The organism is Gottfriedia sp. S16(2024) (assembly GCF_050473765.1).
Taxonomy (GTDB): domain Bacteria; phylum Bacillota; class Bacilli; order Bacillales; family Bacillaceae_G; genus Gottfriedia.
The window spans coordinates 4342145-4365817 of the sequence record NZ_JBFLUO010000001.1; the positions used below are offsets into that span (position 1 = coordinate 4342145).

Sequence of the window (23673 nt, forward strand, 5' to 3'; positions counted from 1 at the left end):
GGAAAAGAAAAATGCAAGGAAAAGTAAAATGGTTCAACAATGAAAAAGGTTTCGGATTCATCGAAGTTGAAGGTGGAGACGATGTATTCGTACATTTCTCAGCAATCCAAACTGACGGATTCAAATCTTTAGAAGAAGGTGCTGAAGTTTCTTTTGACATTGTTGAAGGTAACCGTGGACCTCAAGCTGCTAACGTAGTAAAGCTATAATATAAACTTGACTACATAAAGGACTGATTATCAGTCCTTTTTTATTTTTATTAAGAGATTATCATAAAAATTATTCAGTATACTTAAACAAAAAAATCCTCTTGCTTTTCATGATTCCCATTTTATTTGGGAATACTACGAAGTGAAATAAGGAGGGTGTTTATGTCAAATTTTAATAATTTTGAAGATGTAGAAATGAAAGTGAAAGCTGCTCAAAAGCTTGTAGGCTATGCAACAATGAGCATGGACGCACAGCAGTTAACAGATGCAACAACAGCAGTTAGTCAAGCAAGAGAACAGCTCGAAAAAATGAAGGGCCTTGCTACTGATTTAGATGATGAATTTTTAAAGAAACAAGAAGAAGATTTAATGCAAGTTGAGCAACAAATAAGAGAAGCTCAGATATAATGAAAAAGAAGGTACTTTTAATGGTACCTTCTTTTTTGTGTTTAAATTAAGTTAGTGGCTAATTAACAGTCAGAAGTTAATTGCTTACCGATCATTTTTATTTTTTCTCCAACCGTACATTTATTAATACAAAAGGATTGAGCAAATTTTTGGCTATGGTCTTTTCTAAAATGTTTATAAACAAAACAACCATCGCAATAAGTCTTTATTAAAGTATCTATTTCGTCCAAGATTTCTTTACGTTCCATACTTCATTTCACCTCTTCATGTAACTTCAATCGTACTTATTATCTTATTCCCTTTAAGTGCTTGCGTTGCTAGATTATGAGCTTCTTTATTATCATTACGTTTAATAAGTTCTAATTGTAAGGTTAATTTTAAGTTTTTACAATTTCTTTCAATTCGATTTATGAATCGTTCATGTTGTTCCTCATAACATGGCCAATCTCCATTTAATTGATTAATGACAACTTGTGAATCTCCTTTAATAAGAATCGTTTGCCCTTTTATATTCATTTCCTCTAATAGTAGGATTGCATTTTCAATAGCAGCAAACTCTGCTTCATTATTTGTCAATAACCCATCTAATTTTTCATTAAACCTTTTTCGATAGTTTTTACCATTTTGACTAAAGTATAAGCATACACCTATACCTGAAATAGATGTTGATTGATCAAATCCACCGTCAAAAAAAATTGAAATATTATGTGGTTCTTCTTCAAGTTCTTTTAAGTACTTTATTACTTGTTTTTTGGTCCACTCTGTGTCGAATTGATCTAAAAAGATGATTTCTTTTGTTCTACCTGTACTTTCAAAATCCTCCGCTAAAAGTAGAGCTTCTTTTATTTCTAACCATTCAGTTTCAAGTGTAATTTGATATTTCTTTTTAGTTTGATACTTCCAACTGATCTTTAGCTTCATCCGTCACACCTCTTCTATTGTTTATTTTAGACTAGACTATGGTTAAATATAAAAATACTTCTTTCATATTTTAAGTTTTCATTTTTTTGAATATATACTAAAATGATACATATATAAGTGTTGGAGGTTTACTATGATTGAAGTTTATATTGACGGAGCTTCCAAAGGAAATCCCGGGCCCTCAGGTGCAGGTATTTTCATAAAAGGAATAAAAGAACCTGTTTTTTTAAGTATTCCATTAGATTCGATGTCTAATCATGAAGCAGAGTTTCATGCCTTGTTACTTGCACTAGATTATTGTGTCAAACATAATTTAACAACTGTTTCATTCCGTACAGATTCAAAAGTCGTTGAAGAAAGTATTGATAAGAATTATTCGAAAAACGATTTGTTTATTCCTTTATTAGAGAAATCACTTAAGTTGATTAATCAACTTGATCTTTTCTTTATTAAATGGATTCCATCAAGCGCAAATAAGGTTGCTGATGAACTTGCTCGAAAAGCCATAAAATAAAAAAGGAATGGACGATATGAAAAATAAATTAATCGCTTTTTCTTCTTTAGTCTTTGTGTCCTTCATTTGGGGTTCTTCGCTTTTCATTGTTAAAGAAACACTTAAGATTGTCCAACCATTTACATTTAATGCATTACGATTTATTGTAGCCGCAATTGTCTTATTTACAGTTCAAACTTTATTAAATCGAAAAAATAATAAAAGATATCGCGGAAAAGCTGGATTTATTTCCCCTGGAATCGTTATAGGATTATTCTTATTTCTAGGTTTTGTTTTTCAAACATTTGGATTACATTACACTTCCATATCCAAATCTGGTTTTATAATAGGTATTAGTGTAGCGATTGTTCCTTTTCTTTTATTTTTTAAATATAAGAAAAAGCCTACTTTACGGGAAAATTTATGTGCAATTATTGCATTCATCGGATTATTTTTATTGACTCTTTCAACAAATTCCAAGTTTAATTCCGGTGATATTATTTCCTTTTTCAGTGCGATTGCGTTTGCTCTTCATATTATTTATTCAACGATCTACTCACCTAGTTATAATTCACTACAACTAGCAACTGTACAAATAACTTTTGTAGGTTTAGCCTCTTGGACATTTGCTTTAATTTTTGAAGATTGGCAAGTCATTTTCAATCATGCATTATGGACAAATAAATTTTTCATTTTTTCAATTCTATTTACAGCAATTTTTTGTACCGCTGCAGCTTTTTTTATCCAAATGTTTGCCCAACGTACAATAAGTGCCACAGAAGTAGGAATTATTCTCGCTACAGAGCCAGTTTTTGCAGCGATTACTGGTTATTATTATGGTGGAGAAAGATTACAAGAAATTGGTTTATTCGGTTGCAGTTTAATTTTAATTTCTACGATCGTAACTCAAATTAGAAAGAACAAAAGTAAAAAGCAATTATATAAAGAAGAAAAAACCATTCACAAGATGTGAATGGTTTTTTTTTCCCGCAAATGCCGTTGTTCCTTTTATGTCTAAGTAAACCGAACTCCAAGGTGGATGTCCTCACAAGTAACGTTCATCCTCCTATATGTAGGCACGATGTTGTTACTTAAATATCGGTCTTCCGGTATACAAATCATTGGTTTAAGACATAAACTGACAACGCACACAGCAGGTTTTGTTTAATTTGTATTCTCATTCTATACCAACTAAAACTATTTTGCAACTAATTATTTCTTCTTATTCACAACATTTTCTTCATAAGAAATCCAGTCACTAAAACTACCCGGATAGAGTTTTACATTCGTATATCCAGCTTCAACTAATCCTAAATAATTAACACAACCAGTGACACCTGAACCACAATAAACAACAGTTTCATTGTCATTTTTAAATGGTTTAAAGAGAGTTTTTAATTCTTCTTTTGTTTTAAATTCTCCCGATTCATTTAATACATCTTTCCAAAATGAATTTTTTGCTCCAGGTATATGGCCAGCAATTCCGTCAATTGGTTCAAATTCGCCAATATATCGAATAGATTCTCTAGAATCAATTAAATTGTAATCATCATTTTTACTATTCTTCTTAACTTCATTCATCGAACTAATCATATACTCTTGTACGTTAATCTCGAATTTTTTAGGTATTACTTCTTCGATTTTAGTAGTTACTTCAAAATCGTTTTCCAACCATTTTTTATAACCACCATTTAAAACAAAAGTAAACTGATGCCCTACTAAATTACATAAAAACCAACATCTTGCCGCGTTATCATTCGTACCATCATCATAACAAATAACAATTGTATCATGATCGATCCCTAGTTCCCCTAAAAGATTTCCAAAATCATTTAAATTAGGAAACGGATGCCTGCCTCCATGCTTTTGTACAGGACTAGATAAATCATTATTTAAATCAACATAACGAGAAAGCGGAATATGATTTTTCTGATATTCACTTAAACCATATTCAGGATTTGACAATTGAAATCGACAATCTAAAAATACAACATTTTTATTTAAGTGCAATTTATTTGCAATGTTTACATCAATAATATTTTTCAATTTTAATTGTCCACCTTCATATTAAATTAATTTTTTGAATAAGCTTAATACTTTTTCATCTACAACGACTTCATTTAAATTTTCAGTTGCTTTAATTGTTTGTTGAACATCATTTTCGATTTGATTGCTGCAGTTTTGCAATACAGAGTTTAATGAATCCACATATTGAATGTGATAATGCTCCGCAAATAAGCTATTCATATTTGCTAAATACTCTTTTAATGGTGTTCTCAATTCATTAATGCATTCATCGATCATAGTTTCTTTCATATTTTCAACAAAAAAGCTTTTTGGATTTTTAAAGTAATTCTTTAAACTTTCAAATCGATCTACATTAATAAATTGATCAGGATTTTTTATCGAAACAGGTAAAATCTCATTAATTTCGCTTTTTTGAACAATAAATTCAGATTGAATCGAATGAATTTCATCAATTACTCGATCTTGTGACATTGAAATTTCATTTGTTAAAAACTTCTCTAATCTAAATCCAGTTACTCTTAATTCCTTTAAAATCTCTTCCAATACTTCATATATAAATTCACGAATTTTAGTTACAAATAATTGTTTAATATTTTTTGTTGTATTATTAAAAATACTTGGATTAAAGAAGTAAGGGAATAAATCTCGCATCCTTAATTCGATACGCTTTTCGATAAAGAAAATCAATTGCTCGTTTTCTTTCATAAAGGCTCTTGGTAAATTAGTAGGTTCTGCATTTTTAATCGCTTCTTTAATATTTTTCTGAATTTGCTCAAGTTCGTTGAAGAATTGATCTTTTTCACGCTTTATTCTTTCGAAACGATTAATCGTATCACGTAAGATTTTTTCAATTGTTAATAGGTCATTAATAAATGTTTTAAAGACTTCATTTGCAATTTCAAATTGGAAGAAATTTTGGATTTTCGTATTTAATTTCTTATAATTATTCTGGATTTCTAAATTTAACTCTGATTCACCATATCCCTTCATCTGAAGCATACTTGAAATAGGAAAAACAGCTGGGAAACGAACCCCTAGTTTCGTTAATTGGTTTACAAAGAAATTTTGTACGATTTCGATTTCGTTTTGATCCTTTGCTAAATCCGAAGCATTTAATACAAAGTAAACTTTATCACTATCAAAACTTTCTCTCATTCGTCCGATTTGCATTAAGAAAGACTCATCTTGACGTGTAAAAGCATGCTGATAATGTGCAACATATAAAATTAAATCAGCTTTTTTCAAATAGTCGAATGCTAGTTCAGTATGTCTTGAATGGATACTATTTCCTCCTGGCGTATCCACTAATACAATTCCACTTAACGTGATCTCACAATCAAAATAAACTGTACTTTCTTTTACAAAACATGCTCGATTTTCTTCACTGATTACACTTACATACTCACTTAAGTCATATCGCTTAGTAGTACCTAGTAAACTTCTCATTTCTTCATAATTTTGACAGACGCTTTCTGCATAAACGAAAGCATCAGTAGGGATTTTATCCTTTTGTTTCTTGATTAAATTTTGAAGAGTATTAAACCACTCTTTTTCACTTGCTTCCACTCCCCATTTTTTGAAGAAATCAAGAAACTCTTCTTTTAAAGATTCCTCTGATTTATAACTCACATCAGCTTTTTTATTGCCAGATTCAACTGTTGATCGTTTAATCTTACAAATTGCCGCTGTTGTTGGGTGTGGAGAAACAGGTAGTACACGATCGCCAAGTAGAGTATTTATATACGATGTTTTTCCAGAACTAAACGCTCCGAATAATGCAATTGTGTATTCGTTTGATTTTATTTGCACTCTTTTTTCTTTTAAAATACCGATTTTACTCTGAATAAATTTATTTGAAGTTAATTCGTCTAATATAAAATCAGCGACTTCATATTTAGCTTGAATTTCTTCGTTTGAATATTTTTTTGAATTAGTTTGTTCGATGTCAGTAATAAGTTCTTCTTTTACTTCCGGTACACAAACAGTTAAAATTTTATGATTAATTAACTCGCTTACTGATATTAAAGTAGGCTTAATTTCCGGCAGGTCTTGATTAAATTCTTGATGATTATTTAAAATCGTCTTAATTTCTGTAACCATATGAGAAATTTTTTGATTATTAAACTCTAATTCATCAAATCCTTCTATTTTTGATTGTAAATCAATCTTTTGATTTTTTAACTTTAGTATAGTTGATTCATTTTGTACTTTAAGTTCTTTTGAAAGTGTGTAAATAAATTCGGAAATACTTTTACGATATACCGCCTTAATCCCTTCACTAACTTCCTTCGTATACTGTAATAAATAATTTCCACCTGTATCAATCAAGTGAGACGGCTTTGGACAAATTACCTCTTCACTCAAATTAGGCTCTAAGATTTTATCAAAGTCACTGCTATCAATTTTATTATTTTCAATTTGTTTTAAAGTTCGAATTGCTGCTTCTTTTACAAAATACTCTATTTGTTTATTTGTTAATTCTTTTACTTTGTGAATAAATTGACTTTTAGATTCATGTAATGCATTTTCAAGTTTTTTTCTTGATTGAAATAATCCTTTATTTTGCAATGCTTTTTCTGATTCTAAATATTTTGACGCTAATTCTCTCATTTCAAATGGTGTAATGTTTGAATTAGTAAGAACTTGTTGTGTAGACTGCAAACAATTTTCCTCAAATGATGAAACTGACTTTTCAATCACTTCAATTTCATTATTTAAATCATTATAAACTGATCTAATTTCATCTGCATTTTGATCGAGATCAATGTAATCGTTCTCAAGTTGTTGTATTTGTTCGTTCATAATTGTTAAAAAGCTTGCATTGTCATTTTCAATTTGAACTACGTCTTGATGACTGTATAAATCATTTAAATAATTTATAAACTGGTTATATTCATTATTATTGACAGATTTATCTCTTGTAGAAATATAAAAAACTTGTAAGTTGCCTAATCCTTGTTTTTTCAAGTTTCCAATTACACCATGTTGAAACTGTTCGAACGTCAATTCGGTTTCATCGTGTTTATCAATACATGTGATGACTAAACAAACTTTATTATTTTTTTCAACTAAATTATGAATAAAATCGATATTTGTTTTCGAATGAACATGTTGATAATCCATTAAATAAAAAATACTATCCGCTAGATGAATGACAGAATTTGTTGCCTCTAAATGATCCATATCTGTTGAATCAATTCCTGGAGTATCAATTAAAACAGATCCAGTTGGAATTTTAAATATCTCTTGTGCCCACTCGAGCTCAATTATTGAGCCACTATCAGAAGCTAACTTTTTTAGTTCGTCTACTTGAATGTCCTCTTGAATCTGATACATTTCACCATCTTTAAGAGTAATTAACATTTTACTTTCGCCATTTTTTAATTTTACAACGTTTGCACTTGTAGGAATTGGGCTTGTAGGTAGTTTTTCAACTTGTAAAAGATCATTTAGTAAGGATGACTTACCAGCAGAAAAATGCCCACAAAATACGTAATAACTTTCCTTATTTTGTATTTTGTATGCTAATTTTTTTAATTGAAATAATTCCTTCGAATTTCCTTGTTCAGAAAGTAAATTGATACCTGAAGAAACCTTATTCATTAAATCCCCTCTGTTAATCTTAGTGTTTTGCAACGTGATTTCCCCATTTCATTTCATACTCAAATATTTTCCCTAGCATTATTTTATCCCCATATATATTAATTTGGAAGAAGAATGTATAGGCATATGCATATAAAATAAAAAAAACTAGGTAACATCACCTAGTTTTGAACTTGTTTAAGTACATATTTAGTTAATAAAAAGTATAAAAGAATTGTAGCTGACACAAATCCAAGAACCATTTGACGCACAACCTTTCGAAGTTGATAATGATTTTCATTCTACATTAATCATAATCAGTTATTTTCCATTTGTCAATAACTATTCGATTGATTGTAAAAGCGCTTTATTTTCTTCTCGGATTCTTACTTTTAATAAAATTAAATTACAAACAGAAAAGATTACAGTTGTAATATACGCATGAAACATAATTGGTATTACTAATAATTCAATTGTAACGATTATGTAATTTGGATGCTTGATATATTTATAAAGCCCACGTTTTACTAATTTTTCATTAGGTAAAATGATGATTTTTGTATTCCATCTTTCCCCCAACGTTGAAATAACCCATACCCTTGCTAATTGTAAAATGACAAAAACGATTAGGAGAAATGTTAAAAATCCAATTTCTATATATTGAATGAAATAATTCTCAATTAAAATTGATATAAAAAACATGCTATGTAAGATGATAAAAAATTTATAATGCTCTTGGCCAAATTCAAGTGCACCCCGCATTTTTAATTTTTTTTCATTTTTCTTTGCTATACTTAGCTCAATCACTCTTTGTATGATGATGAATAAAAAAATAATCTTTAACATTAGCATTCTACCCACTTTAACAAAGATAACTCTGAACTAAATCCTGGTCCTAAAGCACAAAGAAGTCCGTACTCATTCGTTTTTCCTAACTTCATAAACTCAGATAACACAAATAAAACAGTACAAGATGACATATTTCCATATGATTTTAAAATATTTAGGGATATTCCGATATTCGCTTCGGAAAGATCTAAAGATTCAATATAAGCATCCAATACTTTTTTCCCTCCAGGATGAGCAATGAAGTGAGTTATATCCCTTATCGTTAGTTCATTTTCCGTTAGAAAGGTTGTAACAACTGGTTGTAACCAACTTTTAACAATCGATGGAATATCCCTAGAAAAAATGACAAATAAACCATCATTCCGAACATCCCATCCCATTACGTCTAATGAATTTGGCATTAGAGTTGAGTTAGTTTGTTCAATTGACGGCAAAGATTTATGTATCGTTCGATTTTTCAAATCACTTTCATCGCCAATAACTAGTACCGCTGCTGCTCCATCAGCAAATAGTGAAGTTCCTATTATATTACTCTTGGACAGATCTTCTTTTTGAAATGTTAAACTACATAATTCAACTGCAACTAGTAAAATATTTGACTTTGGATGGGCTTTACAATAATCAAATGCTCTTGAAATACCACTAGCACCACCTGCACATCCTAGCCCCCATATTGGTATTCTTTTAATTGAAGAATTAAATGGCAGGATATTAGCTATATGAGCATCAATTGTGGGTGTAGAAATACCAGTTGAAGATACAAAAATAATTCCATCAATTTCTTCATATTGAACTTCTGAAGATAAAAATTCATTACTCGTCACACAATTTTTAATCGCTTCTATCGACAATTCAATCGAGATTTCAGTGTATGCCTGATTTTTTTGCTCAAAGCTATGCTCTTCGCTATACCAAGGAAGCTCCTTAGCAATATATCGACTTTGAATCTCACCATTTTGAAATACAGATAATAAACGATCAATTGAAGGATATCTTTTCAAAAAAAGATCTCGAATAAAAGGTACTACATTTTCCTGATCGATTTTATATTTAGGTACAGCTTTTCCAACAGATAAAATTAAAGGCATAATTTTCCACTCCTTGTAGTCATTACCTTTTGTTTAAAATTGGAAAATTATTCTTTTATAAATGCAAAAAAAGACAATTCGCTATTCATTCATGGACCATGAACAAATAATAAGAATTGTCTAAGCGTTTCAAAGGAGTTTTCTTTCTGTTGTGCAGTTTTAGTATATCTCATTTTACACAAATCTACATTCGCAATTATTTCCATTAAAACGATTCTGAAATAGCCCTCATAACGCTTCTAATACACGATTATGATTTATTTACTTCTTCCAACTCATATAATTTTGTGTATTTTGATTCTAAATAATCTACAAAATATTTAACATTCAATTCTTCACCAGTAACATCCTTCAAAATTTGTTGCGGTTCTTTCATTGCACCATATTGGTGAATATTCACTTTTAACCAATCAAGAATTGTTTGAAAATCATTCGTTTCAACTAATTCATTAAAATTTGGTAATTCTCTTTCCATTGTTGCTTTAATTTGAGCAGCATACATTGCACCTAATGCATAAGTTGGAAAGTATCCAAAATGCCCCATCGACCAATGTACGTCCTGTAAAACACCTTCTCGATCAGTTTTAGGAATTATTCCTAAATACTCCTCCATTTTTTGATTCCAAATTGAAGGAAGATCAGTAACCTGAATTTTGCCATCTAATAAATCCTTTTCAATTTCATAACGAATCATTACGTGTAAAGGATAAGTTAATTCATCAGCTTCAATACGAATAAAAGATGGCTTACTATGATTTATGACTTTATAAAATTCATCTAAAGTAACATTATCTAGCACTCCATTAAGTTGCTCTTTTAACTTTGGATAATTTGATTTCCAGAATTCATAGCTTTGTCCAATTATCTTTTCATATAAAAGGGACTGAGATTCATGAATACCTAAAGATGCTCCTTGAGCGATCGGTAAACCTTCCAAATCTTTGGAAATGTTTTGCTCATATAGAGCATGACCACATTCATGAATTGTACTAAACATGGCTTTTTCAAAATTATTTTCATGATATTTCGTTGTTACTCGAACATCACCTAAATTAAGAGAAGTAGCAAAAGGATGTGGAGTAGGGTCTAATCTTCCGGCATCAAAATTATAACCAAGAGAAGCTAATAGTTGCTCACATATTTCTTTTTGTTTTTGCATTGAAACGAATGCTTTCATCTCTTCTTTTTCAAAGTTTTTCCCACTTGTCGCTACAGCTTTAACAATCGGTACTAATTTATTTCTTACTTCTGAAAATACTTCGTCCAGTTTATTTACAGTCATTCCAGGTTCATATTGATCTAAATATGTATCATATTTACAGTCCTTATATCCTAAATATTCAACGAATTTACGTTTATACTCAATTATTTCAGTTAAATAAGGTTCAAATTTAGCAAAATTATTTTCTTCCTTCGCTTCTGCCCAAACACTCTCAGAAATTGCTTGGCATTTTACAAAGGCTTCAAACTCATCAACTGGTATTTTCGTATTTTGATCGTATTGCTTTCTTAAATATTTTACAGTTTTTTCAACTTCTAACGAACATTTACCTGCACTAATGGCTTCTTCCATTGTAATTAAATAGTGAGCCATATCTTTTGAAGTACTCATTTTAAAAACATCGGCTGATAATTGACTAATTACATTTGAACGCTGACTAACAGCATTTTTAGGTGCACCTGTCCGAAAATCCCAATATAAAACACCAATTGCTTCTTCAATGTTTAACATTTTTCTTACATACTCTAAAAACGAAGCCTCATAATCTTTTAAGCTCATCAAAACACCCACCTTTTATTATCAAATTTTTGAGTCAGCTAAATAGTAGCATAAAAAATAGACGGATTAAGAAGAATTATCTCACTTTTTAAATAATATTTCTCGACAAAACGGATATTGTCAAATCACTTCGTACATACTACTCAAGTCTTTGAATCTTTTTTTAGATCAACACAAAATTTGCATTCTGAATATTCCTTGACAGGAATATTCCACGTGAGGTATATTCGATTTATGAATTCGACTTTAATTGCTCTTGCAGAGCCGAACCGGTTACAGATTGTCGAACTCTTACGTGACGGTCCTTTATCAGTCGGGGAAATTGCTGAAAGCTTAGGACTTAAACAACCACAGGTTTCAAAGCATCTTCGCGTTCTAAGCGAAGCTGGGCTTGTCGAAGTTCAACCAATCGCCAATAAAAGAATTTATAAACTAAGACCCCAGCCGCTAAAAGAAATGGATTCGTGGATTAAGTCATTCCGACACGTCTGGGAACAGAGATTCGATCAATTGGACGATTATTTAAAAAAATTACAAGGCAAATAATCATGACTTATTCAACGCACACAATTTGATTTGTATTAACTATTTTTGAAAGGAGAAGTACAGGGAAAACATTACTTACTATGACATCACTTTTTGCATCTGTAGAAATTCGCAATAAAGTTGTTGAAGAATACGGCGCAATAGAAGGCGGAAAACAGACTTTAAGCAGCCTAGCAGATTTTTTAATCAATATAAAATAAATGGAGGAATTAATAATGAGTAAAAATACGTTTAATGTAGATGAGCAAGGATTAGTCTTAACAAGGGTTGTAGATGCGCCACGTGAATTAGTATTCAAGGTTTGGTCAGAAGCAGACCATCTTAAAAATTGGTGGGGTCCAACAGGCTTTGAAATGGATGTAGCAACGTTAGAATTTAGACAAGGAGGTAAATTCCACTATAAAATGGAATCTCCAGAAGGATTCGTAATGTGGGGATTATTTGTTTTTGGTGAAATTATTGAACCTGAGAAAATTGTATTTGTTAATTCATTCTCTGATCAAGAAGGTAATATGGTCCGTGCTCCATTCTTTGAAGTTTGGCCATTGGAAATTCAAAATACTTTAACTTTAGAAGAAAATGATGGGAAAACAACTATTACATTAAAAGGTTTTCCAATCAATGCTACTGATGAAGAAGTTGCAGCATTTATTGCAAATAAAGATTCTATGCAACAAGGCTTTACTGGTACTTTTGACCAACTAGATGCATATTTAGCTAAAACTTCATTATAAGATAAATGCAAAAATACCCTTTAAAGGGTATTTTTTTAGTGCTTTTTAATAATAAACAACTTTCGTTTTAGCGATTAAATCATGCAATGTTTTCCGATCTTTTCGGAAGATAAAAAATATATCAACGAGATACAAAATTCCAATTACCACTATAAATATTGGCAAATTTAGCTGGCAACCAAAAGCAAATATCGAGCGTAATGTCATTGTTTTGAAATCAACTAAGTCTTCTGTATCCTTCACAACCATAATACTTAATAATCTTTTTCCTATTGTTTGTCCGTTCCAAAAATAAGTAGGTACTATGACATAAAATAGGAAAATAAATAATAGCGACCAAATTGAATATAGAAACAGTTGCTTACTACTAAACATAAAAAAATCTAAAATGTCTTTACTTTCTAACCCAAGTATTATTAAACCTAATTTAGAAAATAAAAGATTTAATGAGCCATCGATCCAAGCTGCAAACAATCTTCTAAAACGACTTGCCTGTTCGAAATCCATCTAGAACCTCATTCCACATTTTATAAAAAAATGGATATTAATCGATATACTCTATTATACTTAGGAAGTTTTGTTTTTGATTAGTGATTTTTAACTATTTGATTTAATTTTTTTATACAAGCTGCATAAGTTGTTTTTTCACTACATGATAATTTTTAATGTTCGGTTGATAAACAAACTAAAAAAGAGATGAAAATTTTGACTATTGATCTATGACAAGTCTCCCTCTTCTTATTAAGGTATTTCATTTAAAAAGGACTAATTACTATTAAGTAGAATTATTAAAATTAAATAGAAATTTACAAAGGAGATATTTAATGAAGAAAATTTTGACAGGAAAAATGAGTATTACTCAAGCATTATTTGCATGTGCCTTTTCTTCAATTGCAATTACTGTGTTAGAAAGTTATATACATTATAGTAATCGCTATATTGCTGGTATAGTTGCTGGCTTAATCACTTTTTTCAGTTTTCTCTTAGCATTTATCATTTTCAAAAATGAGAAATAATAAGTTTGAATTTTACGTAGCATGAGGTTTTATTAGGAATATTTCGATAAATCAAGATGGACAGTACGGTCATACATTAGGATTTTTTATAGGATATATTTTTGGGTTTACTTTTTTATTTAGACAAAATAAAAAATATGAAAGTAACTAATTAGTAGATCGACTAAATTGCGCATTTAACGGAGAAAAACCTTGTTTATCCAAGGTTTATTTTTTGTTTAAGAAAGCAATAAATTATGCGAAAGGAGCAAAAAAATAAGACCACAAAAATATTTTGTGATCTATGTACTAATTTATCATATTGGTTTAATATTAATTTTCGATTGTTTACCTGCAACCGTTTTCAACAATTTCTGTAGTTCTCTTAAATCAGTGTCCAACTGATGACGAATCTTTACTACTTCATGATGATTGTCATTGTTTTGATTTTGAGCTTCTTGCAACTTGATTCGTTTTTCTTCAATATTTCGTTCTAAAGATCTGGCTGTTCTAAAAAACATTCAAATTACCTCCTTTTCAAAAAAGTATGAACACGCTTTCATTTTTATCTATAATACTATAAAAAAATATCTTAAGACTCTCTAAATGTGACTATTTTTTGAACTTAATTAGGGTTCCTTTAAATCTTCAATATTTCCCCTTATTAAATTCAACTCTCCTTAATAAGTAACCGTGAACACGCTTTCATTTTTATCTACTATACTATAAAAAAGCAATTTATTAAATATCTAAATATGTCTATTCTTTGAACTTATTAAAAAAACATAAAAAATTAATAAGTTTGAATTAATCATTTATTTATGTTTGCTTTAATGTTTTGTATAGGGAGATTTATTAAGAACCTCCCCATACGAATAAGATTATGCTAAATTATACAATTTAGAGTACTTATCTTCTAAGTATTCAATAAAGTATTTAACATTTAATTCTTCCCCTGTAACATCTACTAAAATTTCTTTCGGTTCTTTTAGTTTTCCATATTGGTGAATATTAAGTGTTAGCCAATTTACAATTTGATGAATCTCACCGCTTTTTAAAATCGATTCATAATCGGTTAAATCCTGTTTCATTTTATTCTTAAACTGCGCTGCATACATTGCACCTAAAGCATACGAAGGAAAATAACCAAAATCTCCACCTGCCCAGTGAACATCTTGTAGAACGCCTTCTCGATCGTTTGATGGAACGACTCCTAAGTATTCTTCCATTTTTTCATTCCATACTTTTGGTAAATCCTTTACTTGTAAATCACCATCAAACAGTTCTTTTTCAATTTCATATCGAACCATTATATGCAATGGGTATGTACACTCGTCCGCTTCAATTCGAATTAATGAAGGCTCACTATGGTTTATTGCTTTATAAAATTCTTCAACCGATAAATTTTTAAAATAATCGCCAGTTTTCGCGATTAAATTTTCATACTGTGTTTCCCAAAACTCTTTACTTCTTCCAATCATATTTTCAAAGAATAGTGATTGAGACTCGTGAATTCCCATCGATGCACCTTCACATAATGGTGTCCCAATTAAATTCGATGATAAATTTTGCTCATAAAGTGCATGGCCACATTCGTGAATGGTTCCAAAAAGCGCACTCATAAAGTTATCTTCTATATATTTCGTTGTTACACGAACATCACCAGGATTTAACGTAATCTGAAATGGGTGAACTGTTTCATCTAAACGACCAGAATCGAAATTATAACCTAATTTTTCAAGAATATCCTCACTTACTTCTTTTTGAATTTCAATTGAGATTGGTTGTGACAATTCTTCGCGAATTAGTCTAGTTTGTGATTTTGAAATTTTTGCAACTAGTGGTACAAGACTTTCTCTTACTTTCCCAAATACTTCATCAAGCTTCCCAGTTGTCATACCAGGCTCATAAAAGCTTAATAAGGTATCATATTTCTTTTCTTTATAGCCCCAATATTCAATGAATTGTTTTTTCATCGCTACAATTTTTTCTAAATATGGTTGAAACTTACTAAAGTCACCTTCATTTTTAGCATCTTCCCAAGCATTTTCACTTAATGAACAAAGCTTTACATATTCTGCATATTCATTTTTAGGGATTTTACAATTTAAGTCATAATTTTTTCTACATTCCTTAACAGATTTTTCAATGACTTCATTTAAGTTGCCAGTACCTATTTCTTTTTCTAATAAATTTAAATAGTTTTCCATTGTACATGATGTCGTCATTTCAAATACTTCAGCAGAAAGTTGACTGATGACATTTGATCTTTGTTCAGCACCATTTTTAGGAGCTCCAGTTCTTAGGTCCCAATACATAACATTAATTGCTTCATTATAATTCTCGATTTTCTTTAAATAATCAATGAATTCTTCTTGTATCTTATTATTTGCCATATTTATCACTCATTTCTAAATATTGTTAATTTCATTCTATCATAACTTTTATATTGAATTAATATTAAGCTTCAAAAGCACTTTCGTTAACAGAATTCAAATGATTAAGTTTATATAAAAGACATGTTTAATAAAAGTATTGTACAATACAGCAAGGTGATGTTATGAAAATATTATTATTAGGAGCAACTGGAAGAGTCGGTTCTTTTTTAGTGGATTTATTATTAGAAGCTAAATGTGAAGTAATTGCTTTAGTAAGAGATGAACAAAAAATAACGATTAATCATGAAGCTCTTACAGTTTTAAAAGGAAATACGCTAAATGAAAATGATTTAAATTTAGCTTTAGAAAACGTAGATGGAGTAATTTCTGCATTAAATACTGGCAGTGAAAATATTTTATCTAGAACTATGGGACTACTAATCCCTCTTCTGGAAATGAAAAAAATAGGTAGGATCGTTACAATTGGAACTGCAGGTATTTTACAATCAAGAGTTGATCCAACAATTCTTCGTTATTTAAGCTCTGAATCAAAACGAAAATCAACAACCGCAGCAACTGATCATGAAAAAGCATTTAACTTATTAAACCATAGTCAGATAAATTGGACGATTGTTTGCCCTACTTACTTACCAGATGGTCCAATAACGAAAGATATTCGTGCTGAAAAGAATTATTTACCGATTGATGGCCAACGTATTACGACTGGAGATACAGCTTTTTTCGCATTTAAGGAATTTTTCGAATGCAATTTTAGTAACTCTAGAGTTGGAATTTGCAATTAAAAAAAGCTAGCGAATGCTAGCTTTCGGTGTATAGACAAAGTTCTAAAAACTTGACTTTCAGACTGATTGCAAGCGCTTGTCTTTCGAGGCACGAAGCCTGGTGAGGAGCGGAGTTACCCTAGTCGGTAATGAGCACCGCAGACAGGCGAAGTAACGAAGAAAGCGAGCGTTTGTCAACAGTCTGAAAGCTAGCGAATGCTAGCTTTTTAAGTTTTAAGATGGATTAACAGGCAAACTATTTAAGATTTTTTCTTTCGTTTCCTTGTTTAGATCATTCTCGATAAATAAAACGATTCTTCCTTTATCTTCATGACTACGAATTAGTCGTCCAATTCCTTGGCGTAATCTTAATAACATATACGGCTCATCGATCTCGAAGTAAGGGTTCTGTGCATTTTGACGTTTTGATTGGAATACTGGATCATTTGGCGGGAATGGTAGCGCGTGAATGATCACTTGACTTAGTGACATTCCTTGAATATCTAATCCTTCCCATAAATGAACTGCACATAAAGATGCGCTAATATCTTCTTGGAATTTTTGTACAATTGAACTAATTTCTTCTTCACCTTCAAAGTATAAATTGAAGTCTAATTTTTCTTTTTCAACTTGCAGTTTAAACTTTTTCATTTCTTGAGTTGAATTGAAGAGAATTAATGTACTTCCGTTCTTATCCTTTAACTTCTCAATAATTTTTTCATTTTTTTCCTCAATTTTGGTTGGGTCAACTTGATTTAACTCTATTTTCATTTGTTCATCATAGTCAAACGGAGAATTAACCGAAAATGATAAGTAATCTTTTATCCCTAAACTACCTGCGATATAATCAAAAGAACTATTTTGAGAAAGAGTTGCAGATGAAAATACAATCGGCATTTTCTGATTAAATACTTTTTCTTGTAGAAGCTCATTTACAGCCTTTGGCATGATGACAAGTGTTAATTCATTTTGATTATATTCAATCCATTGAATCGCTGTAATTTCATTAATAAATAAATTTAAGCAACGCTCAACATCATCTAAATGCTCATCAACAATGTTTAACTGATATTCATCAATCGTATACATTTCACTTTCAAAGACTAATTCATCACCAATACTACTAATTTGAGATTTTAATCTCCTTGCTAACTTAATTAATCTTTCATTCATATTCAGTTTAAAACGTCTAGATCCTTCAACTTCTTCAGTATTGTTATCTAATTCAAAAAAGAATTGATCATATGTTTCTAATGTATCTTCTAGTAACTGTTGGAAACTTTCACGCGTGCCTGATTGCATTAAAAATGATAAAAATGTATTTAATGTTTCTTGTTGAAGTCGATATGTTAACGATTTTTGACTTGCAAATTCAAGTAAATGTCCTTCATCAAATACTACACAACTTGGATTAGGTAGTAATGGCAATTGACCTTCACGTTTTCTAGATTCTACCGTCCAAATATGCTCCATATAAAATTCTTGTGAGCAGACAATTAAGTCAGTTGCTTTACGATAATGTTCTCTTGATAGAGTTTGTCCACATCTATGTCTTTGTTCACAAGTAGAACAATCCTGGAAATAATCATATGAAATTGTATCCCACTCTTCATCTGTTAGATCCTTATATTCAGTACGGTCCCCATATGGAGTAAATTTTTGCAGTGTTCCATAATCATTTACAAAGCTTGGTAAATTTTCATAAACCCCTAAAACGGCATCCGATACGTCAATTTCTGAACGCTGTAAATCTAATTTTTTTAAACATAAATAATTTGTAGTTGATTTAGCTAATCTAACATCAATTGATAAATTTAAAGCATTCGATAATTTTTCAATGTCCCCATTTTTCTTTACTAGCTGCTCGATTAAAGATTCATCAGCACATGCGATAATAGCTGGCTTACCAGTATATCTTGCATAGCATAAACAATATAGCAAATAGACAAACGTTTTACCTGTACCAACACCTGCTTCAGCAAAAATAACTTTCTTTTCTTTAAAAGCTCTTTCAACTTGATAAGCCATAAAGATTTGCTCATCTCTTAATTCATAGCCTGCATCTGGTAATAAATCGTAAAAAACGTCCCCAATCCACTCCCCTAGCTTTTCAATGAATTGGTCTTGCTTTCCTACCTCAAAAGGTAATTTAGTTGAATGACTCATTGCTACCCCCAAAATGTAAATTAAAAAGAAAAAGTCCTCTTGTGAGAACTTTAATTTTGCAAATTTATTCGATCCATTATATTATTTAAAAATTGTCTCTACCCGCTATCATACAAAAAATGTGAGGGAAAGGCAAGGGAAATAAGGCATGATCCTTAAAGACTAAGGAATCTGTGAATTAGGAACGAATTAAAAGTGTACATTGCTTTAAATTCATAATACTCCTTTATCTCCCCTTAGTTATTTTTACCAACCTTTTGCTTGTTTTATCATTTCTTCAACAATCATTTGAGATTTTAATGCTTCTTCACCATTAATCGATGGATTTTCATCAGAGTAAATGCAATTGATAAAATGATTAATACAATCCTCAAAACCTCTTTGTTTTAATGTTGTGTCCCATGATGATGAAAACGAATTACTAATTGTGTTATTTTTTTCGATTTCAAAGTTGTTCATATTTTTTACCCTTATAATCGAACCTTCATTAATTAATTCTAAGCGCTCAAGATTTGTTCCTGACTTTCGATGCATTACTGTATTAATTGTAGTTCCTTCTAACGATTCATATTGGTGTGTAGCATACTCTAGTTGATTAGTATGAGTAAGTTGAACCCTTCCATTAATCAAGTTAACTTCTCCGTCTGAAAACCATCTAATTGTATCAACCAAATGTAAATAATCATCCAGCATCGTAAACTCGAATGAATTAGACCCGATTTTATTCTCTCGATGCTTTTCAAATCTAATTAACGCTATATTCTTTGCCTCTTCTTTTGCCTGCACATACATTGGACAGAATCGGCGGTTGAATCCAACCATAAGTTTTCTATTTAGTTTAATACTTAATTCAGTTAATTTTTCTGACTCTGGCAATGTAGCTGCTAGTGGTTTATCAACATATACATCTTTACCTTTATTTAATAAATACGATACTACCTCAAAATGTGAACTAGTTGAACTATGTACAAATACTGCGTCACTTTGTTCTGCAAGTAAATCCAAACTTTCAAAATCATGAATTCGATATTGTGAACATATTTTCTTACGCTTTTCTTTATTTGGTGAAAATGCACCGATAAAATCCCAGTTTTGTTCTTTTGTAAGAATTGGTAAATATGCTTTTTGTGCAATATTGCCTAATCCTACCATCCCGATACGTAGTTTTTTCATTTTGATCAGTCCTTTAAATTGGGTTACTTTTCTAGATTTATTGTAACAAATAATCATTCTTCTTAATAAAAAAATGATTATATTTCCAGATAATCTAATAGCAATAACATTCAAATTATCGGGAAATCTATAAAATAGTGATAAAAATGGTAGTTTGGAGGTGTTTATTTGTACTTATATTCTTTAATTCAGACTAATTTTGATACGAATGATGATATAAGTGTTGTAAGGGACCTTTATTTGCTTCAGCATGAAAAGAGTTTCACTAGTCATGAATTCCATGATCTAGTCACTCAATATAAAAGTACTGCAGAAACGAATTGGCATGTTGCACACTTACTTGAAAAAAATCATGGATTTAGAATTGTCCCTTCAATAAATTTATGATGTTGATAAATCTAATACAATTTTTGTTCAAATTTTGTTCGTAAAAACTTTACCGAAATAAGATATTATAAATAAAAGGTGCCCCAATCGTCTAATCGACAATTGGGAACACCCTTTTAAATTTTTACTCTTCGATTTTTCTTGGAGGTCTTTTTCCAAAGTATTGATAGTAGTCAGTTTTAATGAAGCCATTAAATAATTTACGTTTTTTTGTTGCAGGTTTACCGTAAAATTGTTCAAATCCCTCATGACTAGTTAGTACATACGCTGACCATGTATCTAATTTTGTAAAAACATTCCCCATATCTGAATATAACTTTTCAACGTAAGGACGATCGTTTAATCGCTCACCATATGGTGGGTTTGTAACAACATATCCATACTCAGATTTAGTAGTAAAGTCTTTTACTTGCATTTGTTTAAAAGCGATTGAATCTGATAATCCAACTTCATCAGCATTCGCTTTTGAAACATTAATCATTCGATGATCAATATCTGATCCGATTATTTCAAGTTTTTGATCATAGTTTGCTAAGTCTTCTGCTTCTTGTCTTGCTTCATTCCATCTTTTTTTGCCGATCCAGTGCCAATCTTCAGACGCAAAGCTTCTAAACGATCCTGGAGCAATATTATGTCCAATTAATGCAGCTTCAATTGGAATCGTACCAGATCCACAAAATGGATCAACAAAAGGTAAATCAGCATTCCAATTCGTTAGTAATACTAATGATGCAGCAAGTGTTTCTTTTAATGGTGCTTCACCTTGATCTACGCGATATCCTCTTTTATGTAAGCCTTCACGACCAGTAGTATCAATCGTTAATGTTACGATATCTTTTAAAATAGAGACTTCCACTCGGAATAATGGACCATCTTCAATTAACATACCTTGAATATTTTGGATTGTTTTTAATTTATCAACAATTGCTTTTTTGACGATTGCTTGGCAATCTGATACTGAAAATAATTTTGATTTATGAGATTTTCCTGATACAGGAAATTGACCGTTTCTTGGTATAAACATATGCCAAGGTAAGGCTTTTGTTTTTTCAAATAATTCATCAAATGAGGTTGCCTTAAATTCACCAACACGAAGTTTCACTCGGTCAGCTGTTCTTAGCCACAAATTCGCTTTCACAATTCCAGCTTCATCCGCTTTAAATAATACTCGACCATTTTCAACTACTACATCTTCAAAACCTAGGCTTTTTATTTCTCTAGCGACTAGGGCTTCGATACCCATTGCAGCAGTAGCAATTAATGTATATTTCGCCAATTTTACCACCTATCTCATTCAAATTAAGAATGAACTTTTCTTTTCATATTTTCATTTTAATTCCTATTTTCATTATGAACAATTTACGTCGAAATTACAAAAAACTCTCCATATAATGAAGAGTTTTTATACAGTTTCATCATTTCATATGTTCTGTAAGCCATGTTCTGTACCATTCGTACTGCAAGCGGCTCTCGCCTCGTACTACAAGGTGGTAATCATCTATCTACAGAATAATCTGTCCCTTTCTCAGTTCAATTCCTTTGAAAGGATTCCCCTACCATAATTTGGGTTTCTCACTCGTGGGGTTTACCGCGTTCCACTCCTCTCATTTCTTCGAGGACTACGTCACTGTGGCACTTTAAAGGTAGTAGAACCATATCCGTAAAGGACTTAGGTCCGTTCCCTGCCGTTAGCTGATACACAGCTACCCTATCTTATGACTTCGATAGGCACGAACACTACAGCCATCGCAGGACTGTGCGAGCATGGACTTTCCTCAACAACGTCTAGCGTTGCAGCGATTACCCGAACATATTGAAACGAACATTTATTAGTATAGTAAATTATACTTAAGTTTGCAATGCTTTCTTAAAATATAAATTTAGTTAAAATTATTCGAATAATTTACTTCCAAAAACATGCTTCTCTAAATTTGATAATCTTTTTAGAACATCAGTATTCGTATTATTAAAAGGTGATGGTGGAGGTGTAGCTGTGTTCTTTTGATCCTCCAACAATTTTTTATATTTTGCATTTTCTTGTTGTAGGGCTACGATTTGATTTTGAAACGATTCATAATCTTTAATGATCGTGTCTAAGTATTGATCCACTTCCTCTTGATTATATCCTCGCATCGAAACTTTAAACTCTTTATTTAGGATATCTTTTATACTTAGTTTTATTTTTGTTGCTTCCATGTGTGTCACCCCAAAACATTTAGAAATATTTACCTTCTATTTTTTCAAAGTCTTCATAAATTGTCAATTATCTATTCTATATTTCCCTATATTTATTATCATCATTCTCAAATGACTCTTCTGCAATCACTTGTAAATCGTCAAATGTGATGATTTCTACAGGATAATTAAATAGTTCATTTTTCTTGTGTGCTAAATCATATAAATACCTAGGACTTCCTTCTTTTTCATTATCGTAAAATAAAATACATCCATCACTTTTACTAACTAAAAATTCATTTTTTGCTTTTAACTGTATTGGAGATTCGTATGGTTTTCTTGAAATTGAGTCGACGTGATCTGCCCCAATTAAGATTTCATTATAATATTCTTTATTTGCTTCATTCCAATTTTTCTCTTGATCTTCGTAGGGTGTAAAAATACCCAGCTTTAACTCAGGATACTCAAGCTGAAGTTCGAATACTACTTCTGCGGCCCATAATTCGGTACCCATTTGCCCTGAAATAATAATCCATTCTAATTCATCTATAAATAAAATTATTTTATTTTTTATTGCTTTTTTTATGTATTTAACTGCATCATGTTTATTCGAAAAAATTCCTAATTCAAATGATTTATAACCAGATATAAGTAGTATCTTCATATTACCTCACAATAATAAATTAGGAAGAACTAAAAGTTCTTCCACAAATTAAATTTTATTTTATTAAATACTCTGCTGTATTTCAAATATTTAGTAACAAATAAAAATTGTAAGTATAATTTTATCTCGCAAAAATCATTAATTTAAATAATATTCAAATGTAGAAATTTATATTGAGGGAATCTAATATTTAACTTTACTTTAGTAGTCATTAGCTTAGTGGAAATCAACTATTAAGACAATTTAAGATCAATATTTCAATATTTGATTGCTGCTCATAGAGGATATTTTGTTCCCTTTTAGATTAGTTATTAT

24 protein-coding genes and 2 other RNA genes are annotated in these 23673 nt (G+C 30.6%); 9 read left to right on the forward strand and 17 right to left on the reverse strand.

The window, feature by feature from the left end; all coding sequences use genetic code 11:
• Positions 1-11: 11 nt before the first annotated feature.
• Both cspD and AB1282_RS20715 read left to right on the forward strand, forming a co-directional pair.
• Complete coding sequence (gene cspD, locus AB1282_RS20710) at positions 12-209, forward strand: cold-shock protein CspD (protein WP_056466512.1); 198 nt, start codon at positions 12-14, stop codon at positions 207-209.
• Positions 210-371: 162 nt separating this feature from the next.
• The gene (locus AB1282_RS20715) at positions 372-617 is read left to right on the forward strand and encodes a DUF2564 family protein (RefSeq protein WP_056466514.1); all 246 of its coding nucleotides are present in this window, start codon (positions 372-374) and stop codon (positions 615-617) included.
• A gap of 62 nt (positions 618-679) precedes the next feature.
• On the opposite strand, the gene AB1282_RS20720 is transcribed toward AB1282_RS20715, so the two are convergent.
• Both AB1282_RS20720 and AB1282_RS20725 read right to left on the reverse strand, forming a co-directional pair.
• Positions 680-865 carry a zinc-finger domain-containing protein gene (locus AB1282_RS20720; protein ID WP_056466517.1) on the reverse strand — a complete coding sequence of 62 codons (186 nt, stop codon included), beginning with the start codon at positions 863-865 and terminating at the stop codon, positions 680-682.
• A gap of 16 nt (positions 866-881) precedes the next feature.
• The gene (locus tag AB1282_RS20725; protein WP_056466521.1) at positions 882-1538 is read right to left on the reverse strand and encodes a reverse transcriptase-like protein; all 657 of its coding nucleotides are present in this window, start codon (positions 1536-1538) and stop codon (positions 882-884) included.
• 133 nt (positions 1539-1671) lie between these two features.
• Here AB1282_RS20725 and AB1282_RS20730 point away from each other — a divergent pair, with 133 nt between their 5' ends.
• Both AB1282_RS20730 and AB1282_RS20735 read left to right on the forward strand, forming a co-directional pair.
• Positions 1672-2052 carry a reverse transcriptase-like protein gene (locus AB1282_RS20730; RefSeq protein WP_056466524.1) on the forward strand — a complete coding sequence of 127 codons (381 nt, stop codon included), beginning with the start codon at positions 1672-1674 and terminating at the stop codon, positions 2050-2052.
• A 16-nt stretch (positions 2053-2068) separates the two neighbouring features.
• Positions 2069-3004: a DMT family transporter gene (locus tag AB1282_RS20735; protein WP_056466527.1), complete on the forward strand. Its 936-nt coding sequence runs from the start codon at positions 2069-2071 to the stop codon at positions 3002-3004.
• A gap of 7 nt (positions 3005-3011) precedes the next feature.
• On the opposite strand, the gene ssrS is transcribed toward AB1282_RS20735, so the two are convergent.
• From ssrS to AB1282_RS20765, 6 genes are all read right to left on the reverse strand, one after another.
• Positions 3012-3194: non-coding RNA, 6S RNA (ssrS, locus tag AB1282_RS20740), on the reverse strand.
• Between the two features lie 49 nt (positions 3195-3243).
• Complete coding sequence (locus AB1282_RS20745; RefSeq protein WP_429900261.1) at positions 3244-4077, reverse strand: sulfurtransferase; 834 nt, start codon at positions 4075-4077, stop codon at positions 3244-3246.
• A 21-nt stretch (positions 4078-4098) separates the two neighbouring features.
• Complete coding sequence (locus AB1282_RS20750) at positions 4099-7662, reverse strand: dynamin family protein (protein ID WP_429900263.1); 3564 nt, start codon at positions 7660-7662, stop codon at positions 4099-4101.
• A gap of 321 nt (positions 7663-7983) precedes the next feature.
• Positions 7984-8487: an isoprenylcysteine carboxyl methyltransferase family protein gene (locus AB1282_RS20755; RefSeq protein WP_429900265.1), complete on the reverse strand. Its 504-nt coding sequence runs from the start codon at positions 8485-8487 to the stop codon at positions 7984-7986.
• The gene (locus AB1282_RS20760; protein ID WP_056466538.1) at positions 8487-9578 is read right to left on the reverse strand and encodes a type III polyketide synthase; all 1092 of its coding nucleotides are present in this window, start codon (positions 9576-9578) and stop codon (positions 8487-8489) included. Before AB1282_RS20760 ends, AB1282_RS20755 begins: the two co-directional genes overlap by 1 nt.
• 250 nt (positions 9579-9828) lie before the next feature.
• Positions 9829-11358: a carboxypeptidase M32 gene (locus AB1282_RS20765; RefSeq protein ID WP_429900267.1), complete on the reverse strand. Its 1530-nt coding sequence runs from the start codon at positions 11356-11358 to the stop codon at positions 9829-9831.
• Positions 11359-11592: 234 nt separating this feature from the next.
• On the opposite strand from AB1282_RS20765, the gene AB1282_RS20770 reads away from it, so the two are divergent.
• Positions 11593-11904, forward strand: coding sequence for an ArsR/SmtB family transcription factor (locus AB1282_RS20770; RefSeq protein ID WP_025671541.1), 312 nt, complete (start codon positions 11593-11595; stop codon positions 11902-11904).
• A gap of 215 nt (positions 11905-12119) precedes the next feature.
• A complete protein-coding gene (locus AB1282_RS20775) occupies positions 12120-12638 on the forward strand; it encodes an SRPBCC family protein (protein ID WP_390312211.1) in 519 nt (172 codons plus the stop codon).
• A 45-nt stretch (positions 12639-12683) separates the two neighbouring features.
• Here AB1282_RS20775 and AB1282_RS20780 read toward each other — a convergent pair whose 3' ends face one another.
• Positions 12684-13145, reverse strand: a complete 462-nt coding sequence (locus tag AB1282_RS20780) for an RDD family protein (protein ID WP_429900269.1) — start codon at positions 13143-13145, stop codon at positions 12684-12686.
• Between the two features lie 317 nt (positions 13146-13462).
• Here AB1282_RS20780 and AB1282_RS20785 point away from each other — a divergent pair, with 317 nt between their 5' ends.
• Positions 13463-13654, forward strand: a complete 192-nt coding sequence (locus AB1282_RS20785; protein ID WP_056466551.1) for a hypothetical protein — start codon at positions 13463-13465, stop codon at positions 13652-13654.
• Between the two features lie 296 nt (positions 13655-13950).
• Here the strand turns inward: AB1282_RS20785 and AB1282_RS20790 are convergent, their stop codons facing one another.
• Both AB1282_RS20790 and AB1282_RS20795 read right to left on the reverse strand, forming a co-directional pair.
• A complete protein-coding gene (locus AB1282_RS20790; protein ID WP_056466554.1) occupies positions 13951-14154 on the reverse strand; it encodes an aspartyl-phosphate phosphatase Spo0E family protein in 204 nt (67 codons plus the stop codon).
• A 360-nt stretch (positions 14155-14514) separates the two neighbouring features.
• A complete protein-coding gene (locus AB1282_RS20795) occupies positions 14515-16035 on the reverse strand; it encodes a carboxypeptidase M32 (protein ID WP_429901197.1) in 1521 nt (506 codons plus the stop codon).
• Positions 16036-16193: 158 nt separating this feature from the next.
• Here AB1282_RS20795 and AB1282_RS20800 point away from each other — a divergent pair, with 158 nt between their 5' ends.
• A complete protein-coding gene (locus tag AB1282_RS20800; RefSeq protein WP_429900271.1) occupies positions 16194-16814 on the forward strand; it encodes an NAD(P)-dependent oxidoreductase in 621 nt (206 codons plus the stop codon).
• A gap of 213 nt (positions 16815-17027) precedes the next feature.
• On the opposite strand, the gene AB1282_RS20805 is transcribed toward AB1282_RS20800, so the two are convergent.
• A complete protein-coding gene (locus AB1282_RS20805; RefSeq protein ID WP_056466560.1) occupies positions 17028-18959 on the reverse strand; it encodes an ATP-dependent DNA helicase in 1932 nt (643 codons plus the stop codon).
• A gap of 246 nt (positions 18960-19205) precedes the next feature.
• Complete coding sequence (locus AB1282_RS20810) at positions 19206-20132, reverse strand: Gfo/Idh/MocA family protein (protein WP_429900273.1); 927 nt, start codon at positions 20130-20132, stop codon at positions 19206-19208.
• A gap of 168 nt (positions 20133-20300) precedes the next feature.
• Here AB1282_RS20810 and AB1282_RS20815 point away from each other — a divergent pair, with 168 nt between their 5' ends.
• Positions 20301-20519 (forward strand): hypothetical protein, encoded by a 219-nt coding sequence (locus tag AB1282_RS20815; protein ID WP_056466565.1) that lies wholly within the window; start codon positions 20301-20303, stop codon positions 20517-20519.
• A 124-nt stretch (positions 20520-20643) separates the two neighbouring features.
• Here AB1282_RS20815 and AB1282_RS20820 read toward each other — a convergent pair whose 3' ends face one another.
• The 4 genes from AB1282_RS20820 to AB1282_RS20835 all read right to left on the reverse strand — a co-directional run bounded on the left by AB1282_RS20820 (position 20644) and on the right by AB1282_RS20835 (position 23358).
• The gene (locus AB1282_RS20820) at positions 20644-21795 is read right to left on the reverse strand and encodes a THUMP domain-containing class I SAM-dependent RNA methyltransferase (protein ID WP_056466569.1); all 1152 of its coding nucleotides are present in this window, start codon (positions 21793-21795) and stop codon (positions 20644-20646) included.
• A gap of 151 nt (positions 21796-21946) precedes the next feature.
• Positions 21947-22331: RNase P RNA component class B (gene rnpB, locus AB1282_RS20825), an RNA gene on the reverse strand.
• A gap of 78 nt (positions 22332-22409) precedes the next feature.
• Positions 22410-22715 carry a cell division regulator GpsB gene (gene gpsB / locus AB1282_RS20830; protein WP_056466572.1) on the reverse strand — a complete coding sequence of 102 codons (306 nt, stop codon included), beginning with the start codon at positions 22713-22715 and terminating at the stop codon, positions 22410-22412.
• Positions 22716-22791: 76 nt separating this feature from the next.
• Complete coding sequence (locus AB1282_RS20835; RefSeq protein WP_056466574.1) at positions 22792-23358, reverse strand: DUF1273 domain-containing protein; 567 nt, start codon at positions 23356-23358, stop codon at positions 22792-22794.
• Between the last annotated feature and the right edge of the window lie 315 nt (positions 23359-23673).